The 14,026-nt window shown below is 38.5% G+C and carries 12 protein-coding genes; 5 read left to right on the top strand and 7 right to left on the bottom strand.

Annotated elements, in window-relative coordinates:
• Nucleotides 1-99: 99 nt before the first annotated feature.
• The 4 genes from JW841_06830 to JW841_06815 form a co-directional block, all read right to left on the bottom strand.
• Nucleotides 100-2,265, bottom strand: a complete 2,166-nt coding sequence (locus JW841_06830; GenBank protein MBN1960643.1) for a hypothetical protein — start codon at nt 2,263-2,265, stop codon at nt 100-102.
• A gap of 128 nt (nt 2,266-2,393) precedes the next feature.
• Nucleotides 2,394-3,245: a hypothetical protein gene (locus JW841_06825; GenBank protein MBN1960642.1), complete on the bottom strand. Its 852-nt coding sequence runs from the start codon at nt 3,243-3,245 to the stop codon at nt 2,394-2,396.
• Nucleotides 3,246-3,842 carry a sigma-70 family RNA polymerase sigma factor gene (locus JW841_06820; protein MBN1960641.1) on the bottom strand — a complete coding sequence of 199 codons (597 nt, stop codon included), beginning with the start codon at nt 3,840-3,842 and terminating at the stop codon, nt 3,246-3,248. It lies immediately after the preceding gene.
• A 32-nt stretch (nt 3,843-3,874) separates the two neighbouring features.
• Nucleotides 3,875-4,849 carry a hypothetical protein gene (locus tag JW841_06815; GenBank protein ID MBN1960640.1) on the bottom strand — a complete coding sequence of 325 codons (975 nt, stop codon included), beginning with the start codon at nt 4,847-4,849 and terminating at the stop codon, nt 3,875-3,877.
• Between the two features lie 177 nt (nt 4,850-5,026).
• Between JW841_06815 and JW841_06810 the strand changes: the two genes are divergently transcribed.
• The 4 genes from JW841_06810 to JW841_06795 all read left to right on the top strand — a co-directional run bounded on the left by JW841_06810 (nt 5,027) and on the right by JW841_06795 (nt 9,705).
• Nucleotides 5,027-6,136, top strand: coding sequence for a hypothetical protein (locus JW841_06810; GenBank protein MBN1960639.1), 1,110 nt, complete (start codon nt 5,027-5,029; stop codon nt 6,134-6,136).
• A gap of 297 nt (nt 6,137-6,433) precedes the next feature.
• The gene (locus tag JW841_06805; protein ID MBN1960638.1) at nt 6,434-7,027 is read left to right on the top strand and encodes a Spy/CpxP family protein refolding chaperone; all 594 of its coding nucleotides are present in this window, start codon (nt 6,434-6,436) and stop codon (nt 7,025-7,027) included.
• Nucleotides 7,028-7,148: 121 nt separating this feature from the next.
• Complete coding sequence (locus JW841_06800) at nt 7,149-8,372, top strand: HAMP domain-containing histidine kinase (GenBank protein ID MBN1960637.1); 1,224 nt, start codon at nt 7,149-7,151, stop codon at nt 8,370-8,372.
• Nucleotides 8,365-9,705: a sigma-54-dependent Fis family transcriptional regulator gene (locus tag JW841_06795; protein ID MBN1960636.1), complete on the top strand. Its 1,341-nt coding sequence runs from the start codon at nt 8,365-8,367 to the stop codon at nt 9,703-9,705. Before JW841_06800 ends, JW841_06795 begins: the two co-directional genes overlap by 8 nt.
• 1 nt (nt 9,706) lies before the next feature.
• Here the strand turns inward: JW841_06795 and JW841_06790 are convergent, their stop codons facing one another.
• Nucleotides 9,707-11,161 (bottom strand): CotH kinase family protein, encoded by a 1,455-nt coding sequence (locus tag JW841_06790; GenBank protein MBN1960635.1) that lies wholly within the window; start codon nt 11,159-11,161, stop codon nt 9,707-9,709.
• A 389-nt stretch (nt 11,162-11,550) separates the two neighbouring features.
• On the opposite strand from JW841_06790, the gene leuA reads away from it, so the two are divergent.
• Complete coding sequence (gene leuA, locus JW841_06785; GenBank protein ID MBN1960634.1) at nt 11,551-13,242, top strand: 2-isopropylmalate synthase; 1,692 nt, start codon at nt 11,551-11,553, stop codon at nt 13,240-13,242.
• A 35-nt stretch (nt 13,243-13,277) separates the two neighbouring features.
• Here the strand turns inward: leuA and JW841_06780 are convergent, their stop codons facing one another.
• Both JW841_06780 and JW841_06775 read right to left on the bottom strand, forming a co-directional pair.
• The gene (locus JW841_06780; protein ID MBN1960633.1) at nt 13,278-13,670 is read right to left on the bottom strand and encodes a PIN domain-containing protein; all 393 of its coding nucleotides are present in this window, start codon (nt 13,668-13,670) and stop codon (nt 13,278-13,280) included.
• Nucleotides 13,670-13,891 carry a type II toxin-antitoxin system VapB family antitoxin gene (locus tag JW841_06775; GenBank protein MBN1960632.1) on the bottom strand — a complete coding sequence of 74 codons (222 nt, stop codon included), beginning with the start codon at nt 13,889-13,891 and terminating at the stop codon, nt 13,670-13,672. Before JW841_06775 ends, JW841_06780 begins: the two co-directional genes overlap by 1 nt.
• Between the last annotated feature and the right edge of the window lie 135 nt (nt 13,892-14,026).

Raw genomic sequence — 14,026 nt, 5'->3', positions numbered from 1 at the left:
AAAATTGTTTTTTTACTTTTTACCATCAATATTACACAGAAGTGTTAATATTTGGTTAGCTAGTAGATTTTTTTTACTTATTGATATTATACGCAGGAACTAATAGCCATTAATTGCAAAAGATATAAGCACAATTGTGCCGCTATCAATATGCTGACCACTAATAGGAATTTGAGTTAATGTTGTATACTCGCCATGGCCTTGATAAGCGCCGATATTAGGCGAAAAGACACAGGTTTCATTCACTTCGCATAATATATTGTCATTGCCGATATGATCACCGAATAATTCAACAGCATTAGGTAGAAAAACTGAAAAGCATTTGTTGCTTAAAAAATCGCCGCCTGCTGCTTCGCATGCTACTTGCGTATCATATCCTGGAAGGTCGCATATTTGATTAGCCCAAATAGCCCCAGCAATCTGTTGACACTCTGTTGATGTTTGAATTTTCCAGCGATGATAAATAAGCTTGGTGTCCGAAGGTTGTTGATTGCGATTTTTTAATGCTGTATCTGTTGTGCGCAGGTTGAAATCCCAAAGTCGACATGTAGTGTCATTAACACAATTGCCTTCGTTGTCAGGGTTAGGAAAATTACCGCCTTCTTTGCCCCAAAAACGATATGGTCTTTCAAAGTTTAACCAATCGTTTGCAGATAGTTCTTGGGGATTAGATAATTCATTTGCTTTGCCAACAAACGATGAGGAAAGATGAATATTATCTTCTTTAAGAGTTTGGGCGCTATGGCTAAATTGACAATTTAAATCTATACCAGGATTACTGCCATTTATATAGCAATCCTCAGCGTTATCACCAAAGGCAAATAAACTACTGAAATAATTGTTATCAGAATTTTGCAAAAGTATTCCGATATTATTGTGGGCGCTGACAATATTATGAAAATACATCGCACCATAATTCTGCGCGCGTAAACCAGCACAATATATACAGCTTGTCGATCTACCGTTATTTGCCGAAACTGTATTAAGTATAGTAAAATCATGGTTGCAAATGATACCAAATTGCTGATTATTTACTGAAGTTGCATTCATTAAGACATTATGTTGGCCGATTAGTATACCGTAATTATTATTTGCGGCGGCAACAATATTGGCAAAACGATTATTGTAATTATTTTCACTGTTTGAGATTAGCCCACTGTAGTTGCCAGTGGCGGTGATATTATAAAATGTATTGTCATTAACAGGGCCGGTAGCACTGATAGCTCCGATGTTAATACCTAGGTCATCGTTGTTAGCGGCTATAAGGTTATAAATGTAGTTGTGGGTGATAGAACTAAGTCTAATGCCATCAATAGTAAACCCAGCAGCATTTATGTTGTTTATAAATGACCGCGAAGTATACATTACATTTAATTCAACTTTAGAGACGCCATTAGTTGTTAGAGTGATATTTCGTGCGTGCAAAAAGCGTGCATTTTGGATATCAATAGTTTCATTTTCATATTGAAGATAAAAAGTACCTTCAAGCCATAAATAATCTACGGTGCCATCGGCTTGTAAAGTTCCTAGGGCTAGTATAAGTTGGTTATGATTATTTATGCGATTAGAAACTACTGCAGGTGGTAAAACGGTAAAGGCAATTTTATCTGACAGTACTCTAAAAAATGGGTAGGGATCATCTTCATCAATTTCGACGGAATTAGTTACCACATAAACTGTACCTGCTTGATCAAGATCTTGACCACCTTGTATGTGTACGATTGGATTATTAAACCATACCTGTTCTAAAGAATGCGCAACTTCTTCTTGTTGGTAATATACATATAGAGATAAAGTACGCCATTGTGGCAGTCCATTACTATCGATAGTTATTAAATTTGCTAGACCAAAGCCATCGTTAATTGCAGTTGATACTAATTCAATTGAACCGATAAGTTCTCGACACTGCCATTTAAATACACCTTGAGAGTCTTTTGCCGTTATTCCATTACAGCTATTTCGATTAGAATTAATTATATGTCGCATTTGACCACCATGGATACATTCATAATATCCACGGCTAACTTGGGTTGAGTTCGCATCACATGGTGAGTCACTAGCATCAAAAATTGTGACACCATCGGCTGCCACATAATCATTCCATTGTGCACCGTGTTGGGGATAGAAAGGCTCGATTTGCATGCCCAACAATTCATTTTGTGAGCCAACTAAGGCGCCTTGACCAGATTTGAGTTGATCACAGCTTGAATTAGTAAAAAAAATAAGTATAGCTATTATGTATTTAATTAAATTTATTACATTCATTATCTTTTTCGTCACTCCCGCGAAAGCAGAAGTCCATTTACACAACGGCCAAAACCACAAGTAGGATAGAGCGGATTTTAGATGCAAAAACGCAATAAGAGCTATTGACATAGGGCAGTAAAATTTTTTTAGGGTGAATCCTTCTGACAATGTTTTATTCCCTCACGTGCGCGATCAGCTTCAGAACCGGTTGCTTCTAAATTTAAAGTTTGCTGGTAAGCTTGTATAGCTTGTTGGCAGTCATTTGTCTTAATAAAAAGGTCACCGAGTATGCGGTTAAGTTGCGCTTTGCGGCCTGTATGAGCATTATTTTGCAAGGCTTTTTGTAGAGCCTTGATAGCTTGTGGATTTTTTTGACCTTGCAAGAGAAAATGTATGCGGCTGAGTTCAATTTCAGGTTTTAATATAGTTTGGGGATAACGTTCTTCGAGTTCACTTAACAACTTCAGAGCTTGTTTAATCTCTTGATTTTGAGCAGCTTGTTTGGCTTGGGAAAAAAGGTTGAGCTGTTCTTCGATTTTATTATCTTTGGGTTGAGCCTGATTTTGTACCGTCTCTCTTTTTAAAGAATGATGTGGTTTTCGAACTATTGGTTTTTCATCGGTATTCTTAGGTGATTTGATAACATCATTGTTTATGCTTGGACCATTATTTATAGAATAAGCAGGCAGAACGGCAGGTGTAACAGTAGCTACTAATTTTATGTGCCGTGATTGCTTAATATAGACAGCAGTAGATATCGATGATAACACCACAATCGGTGTAGCAATTTTTAATATAATAGATTTATGCAGTATTAACTTTGCAAGCCATGAAACACTAGCCGTAGCAGTCGGTGTCTTAAGGGCGTAAGCGGCTACAACTACACCGCCTCGTTCTAAGAGATTTTTATCAAGGTTTTGTTGAGCGACACTTTTAAGCCATGGCTTATAGTGCTTATCATCAATCAAGCGTGGCGGGTCACTAGTGCTCTTGTTCACTTATAGCCTCTTCATCTCTTTATCAAATAGATTTTTAAATAATTTATGTGCATGAAACAAACGGGTGCGAATAGTCGCCGGTGGTACGTTAACAAGATTGGCGATCTCTTCACCACTGTATTGCTCAAATTCGAATAAAATAAATACTTCGCGTAGTTTAAATGGCATTTTATCCAAAATTGCAAAAACGGTTTGCACCATTTCTTTATTTTGTAAATTACGCGCAGGGTTATCGCTATTTGCTGAAATAGTATCAATAGTTTTGATAGTGCTAACCAATTTTTTACGAAACTGTAAAAAGCGAAAATTGCTTCTATGGTGGCGTTTACATAAATTGGCGGCAATTGAGTATAACCAGGTTTGCACCGAAGAGCGGCCCTCAAAGGTATGCATTTTTTTAAAGGCGCAAATAAAGGTTGCTTGTAAGATATCTTCAACATGGGGGCCTTCGCCGGTGAATTGCCGAATGATACGAGCGATAAAAGCTGAATATTGTTTATATAATGCAGTAATATCCAAAACTGGTTGTGATAAGGCATCATGGTTTTCCTTATGAATACATCCTGATGTTTTCTCCTTATGAAGAACTTTATTCATTAGTCGCCAATGCCTTGAATGTTGTTCAATAATTATTGCGCAAAGTCAGTAATGATTCCAATAGTTAAACCGGCTCTTAAATTTGCATGCTTACCTGTTTGGCTGCGGCCATTGATATAAGCCCAGTGACGTAAGGGAGATAAAGCTATTTTGGGCCCGAAAATAAAGCGATTATGGCGAAAAGTCATCTCAGTAAAAGCCTCGTACCAAAAAAGCTTGGTTGTGCTATTTGTTGAAAAATTAATACCTTTAAAAAATATCATACCACTAGATAAGCCTAAGCACATGCTTAACGTAGGCAAAGGTAAATACCACCCTAGGCTTAGCAATGGAGTTATGGTGATAAACTTTCCGGTTGCTAGATTTTTAGGATAAGAGGTGCGCACTAACAGCCCTAGCCAGAAAGCATGTTGTTGTTTACCAAAACCAGCTGCAATATTCGCTTCGAGTTCAGTATTAGTGGGATTAATGGCAGCTAGAGGGGTTATGGTTGTTTGTAAAAAACGCATATTCCAAAGCTGTTGCGTGTCGTCAATATTGGGTGGTTGAGGTAGCGGTTGAGTCTCAGGGGGAGGTTCACCATCATTATTATTAGGTTTTGCCACACTATCTAAATTAGCCGTCATCTCCTTAAAAGCGTCGGCAAAAGCTATTTGCCAGGTATAAACCGGAAATTGGGTCAGAAACAAATCAATGACGGTTGTTATAATTTCTGTAGTGCTTTTACATTCGTGAGGTTGAAGTTGATAAGAACGAGTCAGCAATGGGCGTGAGTTATTAAGACTTACCGTTATTTCAAGGGATATTTGCTTATCATTATCAGATTTAGTGCTGATTTGTATGACCAAATCGTCAGGAGCTTGGTGCTTTTGTAGCAAATTTTGCAGGCTATTAGTCATTGTTGAGCTATCTATACAAGCAGCATTGTCTAAAATATTAATTGCAGCTTGCGCCAAAGGCATAAAGAACAACTCAGCAGCTAATATTATGAGAAGAATTTTTTTCATCAAGCTTGTAAATATAGTAATTGCTCCTCAATTAAGATTCTATATCTATAGCATTTTAGTTATGGCTTACCAAAAATGAGTTCGATCTAATTCAATATTTGTTAGTGGTATACATTTTTTTGAACATTTTTGCCCATCATAGAAACAAATAGACATAAGAGTTAGAAGGATTAGTTCATGAATAAACTCAATAATCACAAGCGGTTGGTTGCGCAATACCTTATTAAAATCCTTGGGGATATCAGGCATTCTTTGCGGCTATATATAGTTGCTCAATTATTATGTGTTTTTTTTATTAATACGGCTACGGCTGAGATACAAACAACGATTTTCGTAAACCAAAATAGCAGTGCAGCTACTGAAGAAAATGGTAGAGGTGATGCAGTATCACATTTTTATTTGCGAAATAACGTATTTGCTTCATCATTTAATCAAGGTTTGATGCCAAACATGACGCAATACACATATTTTGAAAATAATATAATTACTGTTACAAATGGTGCGCCCCTTGCATTTTCTGATCCAAATATACCTAACGATGCAGCACCACCGGTGTTTGTGCGCAATAATATTTTTTATAACAATCTTGATACTAATGGTAATTTTATTGGCGTACAACCTAATGACCCTGAAATCGAACCGGGCACTATATGGCGATACAACATTTATTATCCTGATTTTTTAAATCCCAAATGTCCGAGCTTAAAATTTCCTGATTCATGTAAAGGATTTGATGAGGGTAGTTTATTTGACCTAGAACCATTATTCATTAATCAAGATAAAGTGCTTGGTGATGACAATCGTCCTTTTACTAACGATGATGGATTTTGTTATGTGTCAGGTTCGCCAGGTATTGGCAAAGGTGAAGATTTATCAGGCGGTAATGATCCGCTAGTAAAATTTGATACCGATATTTTGGGAATAAAACGCCAGGTAGGTGCTTGGGATATTGGCCCGTATGCGTTTGATTGCGCAAATGCGAATTCAAGCATTACTGTAGGCTGCAATAAAGATGGTTATAAAGGCACGGCGAAAGATGATTGGTATTTATTTATTGGAAATGAAGACAAAGAAGATATTCATGATGACGAACAAAGTACTACACAAGATGAAATAGAACAAGACGCTATAGTAGCAGAAAAAAATAATCCAAATAGTTCTTCTAACCCTGCAGAAAGTTTAGGTTGTAATAGCCAAAATATATCGACAAGAAACCCACTATACATAGTAATATTAGTAGTTAGTTGCTTGATATTACGTAAGCAAAAAATAGCAAAAAGATTATAAAAAAACTATGAAACACCTTAATGCCTTACCCCGGCTCAGCATGGGACAGTAATATGGTGTATTTGCCTAAATAAAAGCGTTTTTTTATTTAATGACGCTCGTAGCTTGCAACCTATACTTATTTGGTGACATGCGAAAACTGCAGAGGTAAAATGCAATTTCTGCATCTTTAATATAAAAAAACATTCGCTTTAAATATAAATTACCGTTAATAATCATATAGATATTAGGATTATTAGCGATTGGCATCAATGTTGCTTATTTTATTAGCATCACTTTAACGAAAGGTTTTTAGCCATGAAAAGGCAATTAGCAGTGATGTTAATCAGCGCAGTCACCTTATTAAGTAGCAGTGATGTTTTAGCACGTGGCGGTGGGCGTCACGGTTTTGGCCCTGGTCCTCATATGGGTGGACCAGGTTGTGGCGCAGGCTTTGGTGGCCCGGGGATAGGTTTGTTCATGGGTTTAGGTCCAAGAGTAATTAGCGCTCTCGGGTTAAATGAAGACCAACAAAAACAAATCGAAGCTTTGCGAGCACCTCTAGTTACTGAAATGAACACGGTCAGAGAACAGATGCAAACTAAGCACAACGAATTAATTACGCTTTGGCAAGCCGTTACTCCTGATCGCAACGCTATTTTGGCTAAAACTTCAGAAATTAATACGTTGCGTGAACAAATACATACAGCACATATCGACTTTCGTCTTGCGGTGCTAAAACTACTTTCAAACGAACAACGTGAAAAATTAAATACGTTTGTTGGTAAAATTGGTAAACGCGGTAAAGGCTTACGCGGCAATTACCCGTTTGCAAACCGAGGTGGGCCAAATAATCAACCTGGTAATGTTGGTCCATGTCCATATGCAAATGAGACCTATGGTGAGTTTTAATGCAAACAATACTATGACCCGCAATAAACTATGGCGCCATAGCTTAAATGCGGGTCATGCTAACACGTTAGCTCGATGGGGGTTACTTGCCACTACGTTTGCAATGGGGGTTACGCTCGTAGTGGCGAGTTGTATTAACTACCATAGTACTTATCAAACTTCTGCAACTTTGATCCGTGCACGCAGTATCGACTTAGCTATGACGATTCATCATAGTTTAAATTTCATGCCTGATAATAATCGAACATCTTTAAATGAACGGGTAAGTGATTTACTTGATAATGGCATTCGCTACATAGCTCTGCTTAATGACAAGGGGTCAATAATTGTTTCAGCTGGCACTACCGCAAATCCATTTACAATTGCTAATTTACCAATCGCACACCATAGACCCCCAATGCCATATATTAAATGGAATAATTCTGGTGATACTGTGCAAGTAATATCCGCTTTGCCTCGTCGTGGGTTTCGTCATCGCATGATGTTAAATCGCTGGCTAGCAAATAATGCCCCGGCCTATTTACTCTTTGAGCTTACGCCAGAAACAGCTCTTGCAATGCAGACACGCGCATTGATCACTTTAATTGTTAGCTGTGCTGCAGCGTTGCTATTGGCAGCAATAGCGCTACTTTCTTGGAGAAAAAATCGTCAGGCCGAAGGGTTGGCAATAGCTTTATCACAAGATCAACACTTAAAAACTCTGGGGCAAATGTCTGCAGTATTGTCACACGAATTACGTAACCCATTAACCGCACTTAAAGGTCATGCGCAATTATTACTCGAGAGTTTAACAAACGAACATAAAGGTTACCTTGGTGCCAAACAGATAGTACACGAGGCAAAACGCTTAGAAGAATTGGCCAATCAAATATTAGACTTCGCCCGCTTAGGTACAATTAATCTTGCAGAGGCAAATCCCGAAAAAATAGCCCGTGCTGCCATAGAAGCAGTAAATCATAACAACATCCAATTAACCGTTGCCAAAGATCTGCCAAGTTGGCAACTTGATTGTTCGCGCATTGAACAAGTAATGGTTAATCTCATAAGAAACGCCACTCAGGCTTCTCCATCTAACTCAGCTATTGAAATTTATATCACACATAAAACCGATTATCTTATTTTCAGTGTAAGAGACCATGGCCCCGGCATTAACTCTGAAGTCGCCAATCATATCTTCGATCCATTTTACACCGGAAAAATCCAAGGTACGGGTTTAGGTTTAGCAATAGCCAAACAAATAGTTACTGCACATGGTGGTCAAATAAAAGGCATGAACCATCCACAAGGCGGCGCAATCTTTCGCGTTATTTTGCCCAAACTAGATGAGTTACAAGCTAATGAATAAAATACTGGTTGTAGACGACGAAGAAGGTATTCGTAGTTTTATTGCTGCGGCCCTAGCCAGTAAAGAACTACGCATTACTACCGCTAAAGACGGTCAAGAAGCTGCCGAGTTACTCGACCGCCAAAGTTTTCATTTGGTTATTACTGATTTAAAAATGCCAAGGCTAGATGGTATGGCATTATTACAAAAAATACGCAAAGAAACCCCAGAAACTGAAGTTATTGTTTTAACTGCCTTTGGCACTATAGAAACAGCGGTGGCTGCAATGCGTCTGGGGGCACTTGATTATCTGGCTAAGCCCATTAGTAGCCCAGATGAATTACGGCTGTTGGTGCAACGTGCTCTTGAAACTCGTTCGCTGCGCACTGAGCGAGATAGACATAAACGCAATCAACAAGAAAACAGCCCGGCTAATTTTGTGGCTCGTGATCCAACCATGCTTGCAATACAATCACAAATTGACAAAGTTGCTAATACCGATGCTATTATTTTACTTTCAGGTGAAAGTGGTACCGGTAAAGAAATTACTGCTCGTGCTATTCATGCCGCTAGCAAACGCAATGCGGGACCGTTTGTTGCGGTAAATTGTGCGGCAATTACTGAGTCATTACTTGAAAGCGAAATCTTCGGTCATGAAAAAGGTGCCTTTACTGGCGCCACTGATACACGTCGTGGGCGTTTTGAGTTAGCTGATGGCGGTACATTATTCTTAGATGAAGTTGGTGAATTAGCACCAAAATTACAAGCAAAATTGTTACGGGTATTAGAAGAGCAAACTTTTGAACGGGTTGGCGGCACTCGCGCCATAAGTGTAGATACACGTGTAATTGCTGCAACTAATCGCAACCTTATGCATGAAGTTGAACAACAGCATTTTCGTCTTGATTTATATCACCGACTTGCAGTGTTCCCGATAACGCTGCCGCCATTACGTGACCGCCAGCTTGATATAATTCCAATTGCTTTACATTTGCTAAGTAGAATTGCAATAGAACTTGGTCGACCACAATTAACTCTTAGTAAAACAGCGCAACAAGCTATACAAAAACACAATTGGCCAGGTAATATTCGTGAGCTAAAAAATGTGCTCGAACGCGCCAGCATTATTGCTGATCACGATGAAATCATAAGCAAAGATTTATCTAATCTAACAAATACCACGACAGAACCTTCTTTAAAAAATAAGCTAGGGCCTCGCCCACTGCGTGAAGTAGAGCGTGAAGCGATTATAAAAGCTTTAGACGCCACTGATGGTCATCGCAAACAAGCAGCCGAATTGTTGGGTATTGGCTTACGTACTCTTTATGACAAAATTAAAGAATATAAGTTATAACTCATTGCTCAGTATATTCTTTTTTCAGATATCTTACAAAATCATTGCGAATATTTGCAAGTTGTCTATTTTTAAAATCATAATATGCGTTTTTCCAATCACTATATTCTATATATGGATCTTCTTTGATTGTTGGTTCAATTAACCATGACCATGCTTCTATCTTTGTAAGCATATTTTTACGCTGCAAGGGGCCGTTAAGCAGTTTTTTACCAATTTCAATAAATTGCGGCCAGCTAGTAGCCGCCAATAAGTTTAAAAACTTATCACAACCAGGCGGTACCACCCATGAATCTTCCCAAACTCTAGTTTTTACATCACAATTGCGTGGTTTAACATTCCAGTCAGGTATTGCTGTTTGCGCACCATAACCATGAGGATCCATATACGGATCATATTCGTGAAAAGTATTATCTAAATCCCATGGGACAAAATGAAAAATACCATTTTCACTAAGGTCGTGATACCAATAAAAATTATGCGGTGTTACTGAAATAGCTTCTGGTTCTGGACCCGAAGTATACCAAGCAGTGACCCCATCCCAATTTTTAGCAGCACGATCAACAGCCATATAATGTAAAATATTATCAATATCTACCCAGGTTGCCATATCCTGTAAAAATGATTGCTTGTTAGTAGCAACAACTGCTTCGGTAAATGCCAAAAAATCACTAATATCGGCAGGATCTTGTTGATTCTCTTCAACCCCTTCTAAGAAAAATTCGGTTGGATCAAAATCATGGTCTACCCACTGTGTACTAGGCCAAATTTCTTTGTATAGATTACCATCATCATTTTCTGGTAAATGGTCTTTAAAATATCTATCATCAATACTTTCAACAGCAATCATTAATCCCATAAACTTGTTATTTATATATAATCGAACCGGTGCTGTACGTGGTGCATCCACACCAAAATCATTATAAAGACTATATGCCAACATTTCCCGCAATCTAGTGGGGTCGGTGTTGCTCGTATGCAGATTGAGTTTTTTTAAGCCAAACAAACGCCGGTCTTTTGCAAATTTGAATTTATAAGAGAGTTTATTACAGCGCCCATCATAGAGACGCCTCTGGGTTAACATTTCTTCCCGAGTAGTTACTTCTGGATCACCATCAAGATCTTTTGGTGGACCAAAACACATTACTAAAGAACCATAGGCTCCTTTGTGTCGAAAGCCAACTTCACCTAAATCGAGTTCGCCGATTTCACCACCAGTAATACGTAAACTTGCATTATGCCATTCTTCTAAAATACCGTGCTCTTCAATATCCTCAATATCTATCGGATCAATAGTAACACGATATTCAAGGATTTGGCCTTGCTTAAAAATTATATCATTTTCAGTACCTGTTAATTGTACTGTTGGCCAAACATTTGGCGGCTCAGAAATTTCTTCTTTAAAAACTTCACATCCTGCAATAAAACTTATTGGTAGAAATACAGATAGAGCCATCTTAAAAAATAAATTCAAAAGAAGTGGTTTCTGCCTTAATAACTGTTGCATACGAGTATACAAATTTAATTCCTTACGCTTTGCTTTAAAGTTTTATTAACAAGAGAAACTAATAGTCAAACAGTAAACTGTAAATACAGAACAATTTATATTATTTACTCTTGACTAATCACTGTTTTCATGGCCACTATACCTGCAACATGTTCACTAATCTAAATCTGCTGACCCTGTCTCTGCTGGCGCTGTTACTTAACGGCGCGGGAGCGGCTTATTAGCAGCTAGATTAGCATCGCTTTTAACCCTCTCCCATTAGCCGATGGAGAGGGTTCCTGACAAAAATAGGGCCGTCTCCAAAAGCAAATATGGAGAATTTTATTCAGAGGTGCCCTATGTTTAACGTTAGTAAGTACAAACCATTACCAGTTATTAGCTTTACTGAGCGTACTTGGCCTAATAAAACCATTACTAAAGCCCCAATTTGGTGTAGCGTCGATTTGCGTGATGGTAATCAAGCGCTTATCGAACCAATGGGCCAAGAGCGTAAACTTCGCTTTTTTGAAACCTTGGTACGTATTGGTTTTAAAGAAATTGAAGTTGGTTTTCCGTCAGCTTCGCAAACCGATTTTGATTTCGTTCGTCTTTTAATAGAACAAGAGCGCATTCCTAAAGATGTAACTATTCAAGTATTAACCCAAGCACGAAAGCACCTTATCGATCGTACTTTCGAATCTTTAAAAGGTGCACCTCGTGCAGTTGTACATTTGTATAATTCAACTTCGCCGGCACAACGCAAATTTGTTTTTAATAAAGGACGTAAAGATATTCTTGATATTGCTATAGGCGGTACCCGCATGGTGCAACAGGGTGCTCAAACAATACCAGATACTGAAATAATTCTTGAGTATTCACCTGAAAGTTTTAGCGCTACCGAACTCGACTTTGCTGCTGAAGTTAGCAATGCTGTTATCGATATCTGGCAACCAACAGCAGAACGTAAAATGATTCTTAACCTTCCAGCAACCGTTGAGAGTGCCAGTCCCAATGTTTATGCCGACCAAATCGAATGGATGAATGGTCATATTAATAAACGTGACGCGGTTATTGTTAGTGTTCACACTCATAATGATCGTGGTTGTGCAGTTGCTGCTGCTGAGTTAGCAATGATGGCTGGCGCAAAAAGAGTTGAAGGAACTCTTTTTGGCAATGGAGAGCGTACTGGCAACGCTGATATCGTGACCATCGCCATGAATATGTATGTGCAAGGTATTGACCCCAAACTTGATTTGTCAGACATGTCATCACTTGTAGAGGTATTTGAAAACTGTAATCTTATGAGTGTACCACCTCGACACCCTTATGCTGGTGAATTAGTTTTCACTGCCTTTAGCGGCTCTCATCAAGATGCTATTCGTAAAGGTATTAATGCACGCAGCAAGGACCCTAATGAAGTATGGCAAGTGCCCTATTTACCTCTTGACCCTGCTGATATTGGCCGACAGTATGAACCAATTATTCGTATTAATAGCCAGTCCGGTAAAGGTGGTATTGGTTTTGTGCTTGAGCATAATTATGGTTATCGTGTACCCAAAGGTTTAGCTATTGCATTCAGTCAAGTTGTACAAAATATTACTGACCAGACCGGCAAAGAATTAGAACTAAGTGCAATTTTTGAATTGTTTGATCGCGAATATATCCAGCAAAATGGCAAATGGTCTTTAATTTCTTATACAGTTGAACATATTATGAGCAATTCTAATTCTTCAAAAATTTCGGCAAACGAGTCGGATACTCTCTGCCACATTAAAGCTGAGATTTCTACTATAGATAATATTGTTAAGATTAATGGCACCGGTACTGGTCCGTTAGATGCTTTTATGCACGCCTTGCATCATGGTTTAGATCAAAAAGTTGGCATTGTTGATTATAGCGAACATGCTCTTGGTGATGGCGCTGATGCCGAGGCCGTAGCCTACGTTGAGTTAAGTTTCGCCGATAAACAAAAGCAATTTGGTGTTGGCCGTGACCGCGATATTGTTAACGCTTCTTTGCAAGCGGTAGTTAGTGCGTTAAATCGTTACTAACTTACTTTGACGGTACCTGTTTACAATATCAACTATTATACTGACTGTTGTCTAAGTGAACTCACTAAAGCTAAATTGCTAAAATCTCTATCACGATGCAAAACTAAAACATCATTTCGTAAAGCACATGCTGCAATTAAACAATCTACCGATGAACGAATAGTATAACCCTGTCGCCTTGCAATACGATACAGATCTACAGCTTCTTCAAAAACTACTTGCGAAATTGGCGTTTCTAAAATTGGCAGGCTAAATAATGAAGATTTGGCTAAACGATAAACCCCTTCGTCACTAAAACCTTGTAAAATCTCTTGGATCACCGGCAAACAAGTTACAATTTCATCAGGTTCAACATACATACTAAGGTCTAAAGGATTGTCTCTTTTAAAAAAATCAATCCATACAGATGTATCAACAAGAACTGCCATTACTTACCCTTGCGCACTGATTTGACTGCATCGCCACGCATTAGCTCTAAATCGCCTTGCCAGGCGCCACAACCACGCAACTCAAATATTCGACGAGCATGTACTGATTTAACATAGTGTTCTAACGCCCTACTCACAGCCGCAGAATAGGTTTTTTCGCCACTAAGCCGAGTAGTTTCTTGCAGCAGTTGCTCATCAAGCACAAGATTCGTACGTTTCATGTGTTTATTGTGCCATTCAAGTTATATTTTGTCAATGATATTAGCTATACGTGTTACTGATACGGTATATGTCCGCAGTATAAGCACGGGTAAATGTCCGCGATCAACATGGGCAAGGTGTAGTAGTTTGTCATG

Source organism: Deltaproteobacteria bacterium, assembly GCA_016931625.1.
Taxonomy (GTDB): Bacteria; Myxococcota; XYA12-FULL-58-9; order XYA12-FULL-58-9; family JAFGEK01; genus JAFGEK01.
This window is presented reverse-complemented; position numbering and strand designations above follow the sequence as displayed.

What these genes read in the sequence shown, in the direction of transcription:
- JW841_06830 (MBN1960643.1), bottom strand. Translation starts at nt 2,265, where the DNA reads ATGAATGTAATAAATTTAATTAAATACATAATAGCTATACTTATTTTT.
- JW841_06820 (MBN1960641.1), bottom strand. Translation starts at nt 3,842, where the DNA reads ATGAATAAAGTTCTTCATAAGGAGAAAACATCAGGATGTATTCATAAG.
- JW841_06815 (MBN1960640.1), bottom strand. Translation starts at nt 4,849, where the DNA reads ATGAAAAAAATTCTTCTCATAATATTAGCTGCTGAGTTGTTCTTTATG.
- JW841_06810 (MBN1960639.1), top strand. Translation starts at nt 5,027, where the DNA reads ATGAATAAACTCAATAATCACAAGCGGTTGGTTGCGCAATACCTTATT.
- JW841_06805 (MBN1960638.1), top strand. Translation starts at nt 6,434, where the DNA reads ATGAAAAGGCAATTAGCAGTGATGTTAATCAGCGCAGTCACCTTATTA.
- JW841_06795 (MBN1960636.1), top strand. Translation starts at nt 8,365, where the DNA reads ATGAATAAAATACTGGTTGTAGACGACGAAGAAGGTATTCGTAGTTTT.
- JW841_06790 (MBN1960635.1), bottom strand. Translation starts at nt 11,161, where the DNA reads ATGGCTCTATCTGTATTTCTACCAATAAGTTTTATTGCAGGATGTGAA.
- leuA (MBN1960634.1), top strand. Translation starts at nt 11,551, where the DNA reads ATGTTTAACGTTAGTAAGTACAAACCATTACCAGTTATTAGCTTTACT.
- JW841_06780 (MBN1960633.1), bottom strand. Translation starts at nt 13,670, where the DNA reads ATGGCAGTTCTTGTTGATACATCTGTATGGATTGATTTTTTTAAAAGA.
- JW841_06775 (MBN1960632.1), bottom strand. Translation starts at nt 13,891, where the DNA reads ATGAAACGTACGAATCTTGTGCTTGATGAGCAACTGCTGCAAGAAACT.